Here is a 7,959-nt window from a genome sequence, read left to right as displayed (position 1 = left end):
AGCCTTTAGTCAGATTACATTGCGAGACATCCATCACTGGTTTACCCATTGTTGCTATTGCGATACCCCTTTTAAAGAGCCTACCTAGTCATCCATGCTGTACCTCATTCAACTGAAACCCGCTATATCTGTAGATATGCCAATTACCTTTAAAATAGACAAATCTAATAGATAATTAATATCTGCTAAGGTTAAATGAATTGAATTATCATTAATATCTTCAATTCTGTACTCGCTTTTCTTCTGATTTTCAAATCTTTTAAAATCAGATTCATTTTGTAAGTACAATTTCTTCCCATCTGTTTTTAAAACGTCTTTAGTTGTTCCGGATTGTGGCGATGGTGTCATCCAAGCTTTCAAGACATTCAATGGAATGGTATAACTGGGAGGATTTGTTGGATTACGGTATTTTTCGAGAAATGCCTTAAGTAACCATCGACTTGCTTCTATTAATATTTGCTCTGTTTTCTCCGAAGCACAAGAATAGTTTCCCTTATAAGCATCTTTAGCCTTACGAAGGGTTTCTACATCTTCATCCGATAATCTGATTTCGCCAGACCTTAACATAAATCTCGTCAAACGTCAACCTACCATCTGATCCACTTTTTGATCCCCTTTTGCCAGCATTTGCTTAAAGCATTTTAATCAACTTGTCCTCAAAAAACAAGCCATAAGGCGAAAGGAGTAAATATGAAAAAGGAAAATTTCTGGCAAAAACATAAAGCGGACATTGACGTGATTTGCCGCATCATCACCACTTTAACTGCTTTGGCTAGTTTGGGTGTTCAAGTGGGAGAGTTAAAGATTCCCCAAAACGAGATTCCCCCTATCACTGAGGTTCAATTGGAAGCGGGGAAAAACACTCACATCCAGTAAATGAAGATAAATGCTAGGTATTTAAGCACATTACCTGAAATAAAGGCCGATGTGCTTTTTTCATGAGACTGGGCCAAAACGAGGGTGAGTTAATAACATAACCCACCCTGAAGGATATTTAGCGATCGACTGACCCCATAATAATATCAATACTGCCCAAAATCGCCATAATATCGGCAACTTTTACCCCTTTGAGGATATGAGGCAGAATTTGAAGATTATTAAAATCGGCGGCCCGAATTTTCCAACGCCAAGGGAAAACATCATCATTACCGACGATAAAGATACCTAATTCCCCTTTACCACTTTCCAAGCGCACATAATGTTCACCTTTAGGAATCTTAAAAGTGGGGGCGACTTTTTTGGCGATATATTGATAGTCAAAATCATTCCAAGCTGATTTTTTCCCTTCTGCCATCCGTTTCGCTTCCAGATTTTCGTAGGGACCACCGGGTAAACCTTTCAGTGCTTGCCGGATAATTTTCACCGATTCGCGCATTTCCCGAATCCGCACCAGATAACGAGCAAAACAATCGCCGGCGGTTTCCCAATGCACTTCCCAGTCAAAATCGTCGTAACACTCGTAATGGTCAACTTTTCTTAAATCCCATTTCACCCCAGAAGCGCGTAACATCGGACCGGATAAACCCCAGTTAATCGCTTCGTCTCTGGTAATGCAGCCTACCCCTTCAATACGACGGCGGAAAATCGGGTTATTAGTGATTAATTTCTCGTATTCGTCCACTTTTGGGTCAAAATAGTCACAGAAATCCACGCACTTATCCACCCATCCATAGGGTAAATCTACCGCCACGCCACCAATACGGAAATAATTATTATTAATTAACCGCATTCCCGTCGCAGCTTCCCAGAGGTCATAAATCATCTCCCGTTCCCGGAAAATGTAGAAAAAGGGAGTTTGTGCGCCTACATCCGCCATAAAGGGGCCTAACCAGAGTAAATGGTTAGCGATGCGGTTGAGTTCCAACATAATCACCCGGATATATTGCGCTCGTTTGGGAACGGCGATATCGGCTAATTTTTCGGGAGCATTGACCGTAATCGCCTCGTTAAACATCCCTGCGGCGTAATCCCAACGACTAACGTAGGGAACGTACATGACATTAGTGCGATTTTCGGCAATTTTCTCCATGCCCCGATGAAGATAACCGATCACGGGTTCACAGTCAATCACGTCTTCCCCGTCAAGGGTGACGATTAAGCGCAAAACTCCGTGCATCGAAGGGTGATGGGGTCCCATGTTTAAAACCATGGGTTCTGTTCTCGTTTCAATTTTTGCCATAGGGCTACCGATGATCCCGAAAATCTTTTTAAAGTTATTATAGGTAAACGCTTCGACAATACACAAGGACTATCGGGTATCAGGAGGCAGGAGGCAGGAGACAGGAGACAGGAGACAGGATTCAGAAGTCAGGAGTCAGGAGACAGGAGACAGGATTCAGAAGTCAGGAGTCAGGAGACAGGAGACAGGATTCAGAAGTCAGAAGTCAGAAGTCAGGAGATTATTTTTATTTATACTTCCCCACACCCCACACCCCTTATTACTGTTTACTGTTCCCCTTTCTCTGTTTCCTTTTTGGCTGAAATTGCCTGACGAAAACCTAAGACGACGAGAATATTGGAGAGGGTGAGGAAAAGTTCGGCGCTGCCGTGTAACCAATCGACGTTAGCTAATTCTTTACCATAGTGGATTTTGGCGTAGATACCGGCAGGAATGGTGATAAAAACGAAGATTAACAGCACATAAAAGCCAATTAGGGCTAAACGGGGCATTTTTCCTGAACGAGTGACAAACCAAAGAAACCCCAAATAGGGAAACAGAGAAATGGCAAATAAACTCTCTTTATTCATTGTTAACGCTAATTTTGCTGGAACGCCACAGCCACCAACCGGCAGCACAGAGGGTAAAATTTCCTAAGACAGTCATGGCTGCCTGTAGGGTGACTAACCAGGATAAGGCACTGATATTATCAAAAAAATGCCATGTACAGGCACACATGGCCCCAATTAAAGCGGGTAACATTCCCCAAGATAACATTCGCCACGATCGATCGCTACTGATGTCGCTATAGGTCCAGACTAACCAGATCGCCGCTATCCATTCTACGACACTCGATACATGAACTATCCACGTCGGTATTGATAAAGCATTCATTTTTTTTATAGGAGACAGGAGATAGGAGATAGGAGACAGGAGACAGGAGACAGGAGACAGGAGATTGTTTTTATTTATTCTCTCCACTCTCCACTCCCAATTCATATATTTATAATTCAGAATTTATAATTCCCACTCCCAATTCATAATTCAGAATTTATAATTCAGAATTTATAATTCCCATTTCTCCAAAAATTTTCTAGCCATTTAATCACCTGTTGACCTAAACTAACATTGTTTAATCGATCGATCTCGCGAATGCCAGTGGGACTGGTGACATTAACTTCCGTGAGATAGCCACCAATCACATCTAATCCGACAAAATATAGGCCATCTTCTCGTAATTTTGGGGCTAAAGTGGCACAGATTTCTAATTCTCGATCGCTGATTTCTGTTTTTGCTACTCGTCCACCCACGGCCATATTACCGCGAAATTCTGAACCGGTGGGAATGCGATTAACTGCCCCGATCGGTTCACCATTGAGGACAATAATGCGTTTATCTCCTTCTTTGGCAGCTGGTAAATAATCTTGAATCATTACCGGTTCTTGTCCCCATTTTGTGCTAATTTCAATCATTGAATTGAGATTGCGATCTTCGGGACTAAGAAATAAAATTCCCTCCCCTGCTTTGCCACCCAAAGGTTTCATAACTGCCGCCCCTTTTTGGTTGACAAATTCCCTAATCTTCGCTTTATCTTGGGAAACAATTGTGGCGGGCATTACCTGAGCAAAGTGAATCGTATATAACTTTTCGTTGGCATGGCGTAAACCCCTAGTTGAGTTAATTACTTGAGTTTTTTTGGGGTCAATCAAGTCTAATAAATAGGTGGCATATAGATAGGCAATTGTCACGGGTGGGTCTTTTCGCATCCAGACAAAATCGAAGTTTTCTAGGCAGGTAAAAACTGTCTCTTGTCTTTGATACCATTGAGATATAGCCTCCCAATGATTATCTTTTAACTCCACAGGAACCAGTTCAATTTTAGTTAGTTTTGCCCAAGCTTTTCCCGCAATCGCACTGAGATCGGTGATGGAAGTAATCCAAATTTCATGACCTAATAATTGGGACGCTTCCATGATAGCTACGCTGGTATCGTGGCCTGGATCTAGATACTCGATCGGATCGATAATAAAGGCTAGTTTCATTAATAGTTTTTATCCTTAATTCTGCAACAGGGGAGCTAAACCACCACTTCTATCTAAAGCATAGATGTCATCGCAGCCCCCGATGTGTTGATCGTTTATAAAAATTTGTGGTACACTTGTACGACCATTAGCTCGATCGGACATTTTGGCTCGCGCTTGTTCATCACCATCGATACAATATTCGGTAAACTCCACCCCTTTTTTGTTGAGTAATGCTTTAGCGCGGATACAGAAAGGACAGGAACTCCAAGTATAGATCTCAACTTTAGCGGCCATAAAATTTATCTGTTTTCTTTACAGTTCTTAATTTTAGCCGATAACCGAGCAGTGATCTTCCTTCAGGTCAGAAAACGCCAATTAGGGCGATTCCACTGATATATTCCTTGTACTTCCCATTCTTCACCGTTTTGAAAGCGAATACGGCAACTAACAGGACGGGAGTCATCCTCACTTTCATTTACTCCTATTACCTCACAGGGAAACCAGTCGCAACTATCGGGAGCGTCTGTGGGAATCCATTCCCATAATCCATTAGACACCTCGATCACATCTCCCACCTGTAATTTTTCTCTGGTTAACCTTAATTTTTGTAAATATTCTTGCCAATGAATCGGTTTTATGCTATTCAACCAAGCCAAGCCATACTGATCGCGGATAAATTGTACCGCACCGGAAGGGCGATCGTTAAGCCAATCATTGAGGAGGGAACTTTTCCAAGCTAAATTTTCCCGTTCTTGTTTGAGGATAAATTCCAGTAAAATCTCCCTTTGCATAGATGTTAATTCGTCCAGGGGATTGCCATCAGCGAGGGAATTTCGCTCAAAAAACACCTCTAACAAAATTTCTTTTTGTTGTTCATTGAGAGGACAGAATAAAGCCTCACACTGGAGAAAAGCCGCTTTGAGAGTGGTTTCAATCTCATCTCGATCCATGAGAGTCCTAAAAAAGCTGATTTCAAAGGGTGACGATCCACGATAATCTAAGTATTGGGGAAATCATACCGTAAAATCACTGATCTATGACACCACGCTCGCTCACCGTTTTACTGCTTTCTGCTCTCTTCTGGCTGTCTAGCTGGCTTATCATCCCTACTGCTCAAGCTTTGACCCCAATTCAACTATTAGATGTATCTTACAAAGACTGTCCCCCCGAATTAGCCGAGGGGAGTGTCACCAGTGGGGGAACCAGTTTTCCGGCTAATTGTTTTTTAATCACCGGCAAAGCTAAAAATAATTCTGGAAAAACCGTCTATGATGCCGATGTTTTTGGTCGGATTTACGATGCTAACGGGGAACCAGCTTTACAAAATCGTAGCCGAGTCGGGGCAATTCCCGAAGTGCCACCGGGGATTAGTGATTTCGAGATCAGAATTTCTGTTTCTACCAATCAACCCACCCCCTTACGACTGGAAAAATTCAAAGCTTCCGGTTTTACCAGTAGTGTGGATCCCCGAATTTAGAAACCGCTGCTGACCAGACTGGTAGCCCCTGTGGCTACGACACTCTGAACGACGTTGAGCAGCAGGAACGCGAGAATCGGGGACAGATCCATTCCGCCTAGGGGTGGGATAATCGAGCGAAAGAGGTTTAAATAGGGATCGGTAATCGGACTGAGAAAAGACATAATCTGATAGGCCCAACCAGCATTTTGGAACCAAGTCAGTAAAACCCTAACAATTAGGATTACCGAGTAAATTTGCAGGAAATTGTTGATTATCGTCAAAATAAACCCTATATCGCTCATAAATAAATATTCCCTCAAGAGGGCGTGATGGTTAGTTTAGCTTTGATCTTACCAAAAAAATGGTCTTTAGTTACCGAAAAATTGGGTTTAAAGCCTCGCCCTTTTAGGGCGACTTTAGAGGATGTATGATATTAAGAATAGCGGGCAGGGTGGGCAACCGCTTAAAAAACCCAGTCATCGCCCGATGAACGCACCGTTCGGCAAAAGCTCACGGCCGAAGCCTTGAAAACTAGAGTTATGGGGTTCTATAGGGGAATGCTCCTATAGGTAAAAATTCTGACTCTTCTGAGTTTGGTATGCTTCTCGGCGGTTTATCAGGAGCTTAAGAGCTTGAAACACCTTCCAGATAAGTCTTTCGTGTTTTTTTCCAGAACTAAATTGAATTAATCCCTTGCTGGATAGGGTTTCCAGCTAAGTGTAACATCGATTTGCATTGCGAAACTCAGATGAACCAAAATTCGGTTCATCCGAGTTTAGTATGCTAAAGTAATAGATTTGTTACAAGATAGAAGAAACTATGGACAAACTGTAAGCAATGAAGGGTCAAATCGTATTGATTCAATTTCCCTTCGACGATTTATCTTCCAGTAAAGTTCGCCATGCTTATTGCCTAACCAATAAAATTGGAGGCTATTAACACGTTATCTTTGCTCTGATCACCAGTCTTATTCCCGAAAATCTCCTTCTTACAGATATTATTTTGAGTTCAGAAAGTCCAGATTTTATGATAAGTGGTCTTCGCCAATCCTCAGCCATCAGACTTGATCATTTGGTAACACTTCTATCTTCACTGATGCAGCGTGAACTAGGCTCATTATCATTAAAAACTCAAACTTTAATTATAGATATTTTGTCCGATATTCTACGTTCCTAATATACCTTTAAATTAGGTAAATCTTGCTAGAGGCTAACATTTGTTCTTCTCTGTATAACTAGCCTACACTCAACAGATTTAGATGAACCCCCCGCTTTTGTGGAGAAAATGCGGAAATTAAAGGCAGAAAGGGCAGCGGCAGAAAATTATTAATCAGTATTAAGTAATTCTCATTGCTTGATTAGGAGATGCCCAAGATTATCAAGACCGGATTACTCATATTCCTCTATAAATAGCGAAGATTTAAAAGGGAATCCAATCAACTCGGTCAATCCATTCTTCTGCTTCGGATGCTTCCCAAATCAGATATAATTCTTCTGCCCAGATATCTAAATTAGCACTGGGGCGCAACCATAGTAAACCCCAAATACGTCCACCCTTATCCCAATGGTTCTTCAGGTGTCCGGGCATACTGCGACGATTATTGGTAACTAACAACCGTTGAAATGACGCAACATAATCTAGGATTTCTGGGTCTAAAGTTCCCAGTGGTGGTGCATCGGGTTCACCTACTCGCAAAATATCGAGATTAGGATTCAATCGCAACAGAGATATTTTGAGGTCTGGGGATAAGTTTTCATCTAACAAAAACCGGATTCTCATGCGAGGTTTAGTTCTTGCTGTTTCCGTTTTAGTTTTAGTTGTCTTAGGCGTTGAATCAGGGGGGATGACTCGGTATTTGACCACTGTTGGTATTGTTCTTCCTGCCAGTCACGGAGGCGCTGAAGATAAGCATCTATCAGGGTCTTATTTTGATAGTAATAGGCGAGAGTAGCGTAAATTTTCTCTAGGTTTAAGGTGGGTAACTTTTGGAGAATCTGCTGGGAAGTATAACCTTTTAAATGGTAGTTGATGACATCCTCAATCCCAATGCGATGTCCTTTAATGCGGATGTCATCTGGAGCAAAAACTTCAAAGTATTCTTCTAGTTGCATGGTTTTCTTGGAGCAAACTTTCTCTTTTAATTGTAGCATCGCCACCAGTTATCAGTCCGGCTCTTTGATAACTGTTCACTGATATAGTTATTTCAAATAAGAACGAGACACTAGGCGACACAATAAGTACGAATAATTTCATCAAGGGGTGTCCCCACAGGAGCATACATTCTTGCCCTCTTTAATGCACTAAAATCATGTTCGATA

The 7,959-nt window shown here is 41.8% G+C and carries 11 protein-coding genes and 2 pseudogenes; 2 read left to right on the top strand and 11 right to left on the bottom strand.

Annotation, left to right across the window (positions count from 1 at the left end):
- Nucleotides 1-114 precede the first annotated feature (114 nt).
- A pseudogene (locus tag IQ234_RS18815) lies at nt 115-567 on the bottom strand (hypothetical protein); the annotation flags it as partial.
- 123 nt (nt 568-690) lie between these two features.
- Here IQ234_RS18815 and IQ234_RS18810 point away from each other — a divergent pair.
- Nucleotides 691-876 carry a hypothetical protein gene (locus IQ234_RS18810; RefSeq protein ID WP_193958194.1) on the top strand — a complete coding sequence of 62 codons (186 nt, stop codon included), beginning with the start codon at nt 691-693 and terminating at the stop codon, nt 874-876.
- Between the two features lie 118 nt (nt 877-994).
- On the opposite strand, the gene IQ234_RS18805 is transcribed toward IQ234_RS18810, so the two are convergent.
- From IQ234_RS18805 to IQ234_RS18780, 6 genes are all read right to left on the bottom strand, one after another.
- Nucleotides 995-2,179 carry an NAD(P)H-quinone oxidoreductase subunit H gene (locus IQ234_RS18805; protein WP_002767386.1) on the bottom strand — a complete coding sequence of 395 codons (1,185 nt, stop codon included), beginning with the start codon at nt 2,177-2,179 and terminating at the stop codon, nt 995-997.
- 266 nt (nt 2,180-2,445) lie between these two features.
- A complete protein-coding gene (locus IQ234_RS18800; RefSeq protein ID WP_193958193.1) occupies nt 2,446-2,748 on the bottom strand; it encodes a DUF3593 domain-containing protein in 303 nt (100 codons plus the stop codon).
- Nucleotides 2,741-3,052 carry a DUF2499 domain-containing protein gene (locus IQ234_RS18795; RefSeq protein WP_002741768.1) on the bottom strand — a complete coding sequence of 104 codons (312 nt, stop codon included), beginning with the start codon at nt 3,050-3,052 and terminating at the stop codon, nt 2,741-2,743. Before IQ234_RS18795 ends, IQ234_RS18800 begins: the two co-directional genes overlap by 8 nt.
- Nucleotides 3,053-3,216: 164 nt before the next feature.
- Nucleotides 3,217-4,200, bottom strand: coding sequence for a glutathione synthase (gshB, locus tag IQ234_RS18790; RefSeq protein WP_193958192.1), 984 nt, complete (start codon nt 4,198-4,200; stop codon nt 3,217-3,219).
- Nucleotides 4,201-4,215: 15 nt separating this feature from the next.
- On the bottom strand, nt 4,216-4,476 hold the full coding sequence (gene grxC / locus IQ234_RS18785; protein WP_002785828.1) for a glutaredoxin 3: 261 nt from the start codon (nt 4,474-4,476) through the stop codon (nt 4,216-4,218).
- Nucleotides 4,477-4,538: 62 nt separating this feature from the next.
- The gene (locus tag IQ234_RS18780; RefSeq protein ID WP_193958191.1) at nt 4,539-5,132 is read right to left on the bottom strand and encodes a hypothetical protein; all 594 of its coding nucleotides are present in this window, start codon (nt 5,130-5,132) and stop codon (nt 4,539-4,541) included.
- Nucleotides 5,133-5,218: 86 nt separating this feature from the next.
- On the opposite strand from IQ234_RS18780, the gene IQ234_RS18775 reads away from it, so the two are divergent.
- Nucleotides 5,219-5,659 (top strand): hypothetical protein, encoded by a 441-nt coding sequence (locus IQ234_RS18775; protein WP_046662451.1) that lies wholly within the window; start codon nt 5,219-5,221, stop codon nt 5,657-5,659.
- Here IQ234_RS18775 and IQ234_RS18770 read toward each other — a convergent pair.
- The 4 genes and pseudogenes from IQ234_RS18770 to IQ234_RS18755 all read right to left on the bottom strand — a co-directional run.
- Nucleotides 5,656-5,943: a YggT family protein gene (locus IQ234_RS18770; protein ID WP_002766817.1), complete on the bottom strand. Its 288-nt coding sequence runs from the start codon at nt 5,941-5,943 to the stop codon at nt 5,656-5,658. The two genes, IQ234_RS18775 and IQ234_RS18770, sit on opposite strands and share 4 nt — an antisense overlap.
- A 1,117-nt stretch (nt 5,944-7,060) precedes the next feature.
- Nucleotides 7,061-7,420, bottom strand: coding sequence for a DUF5615 family PIN-like protein (locus IQ234_RS18765; RefSeq protein WP_193958190.1), 360 nt, complete (start codon nt 7,418-7,420; stop codon nt 7,061-7,063).
- Complete coding sequence (locus IQ234_RS18760; RefSeq protein ID WP_193958195.1) at nt 7,417-7,752, bottom strand: DUF433 domain-containing protein; 336 nt, start codon at nt 7,750-7,752, stop codon at nt 7,417-7,419. Before IQ234_RS18760 ends, IQ234_RS18765 begins: the two co-directional genes overlap by 4 nt.
- A gap of 110 nt (nt 7,753-7,862) precedes the next feature.
- Nucleotides 7,863-7,959: pseudogene (locus tag IQ234_RS18755) on the bottom strand (IS630 family transposase); the annotation flags it as partial.

The organism is Microcystis aeruginosa LEGE 91341, from assembly GCF_015206885.1.
GTDB lineage: Bacteria > Cyanobacteriota > Cyanobacteriia > Cyanobacteriales > Microcystaceae > Microcystis > Microcystis aeruginosa_H.
This window is presented reverse-complemented; position numbering and strand designations above follow the sequence as displayed.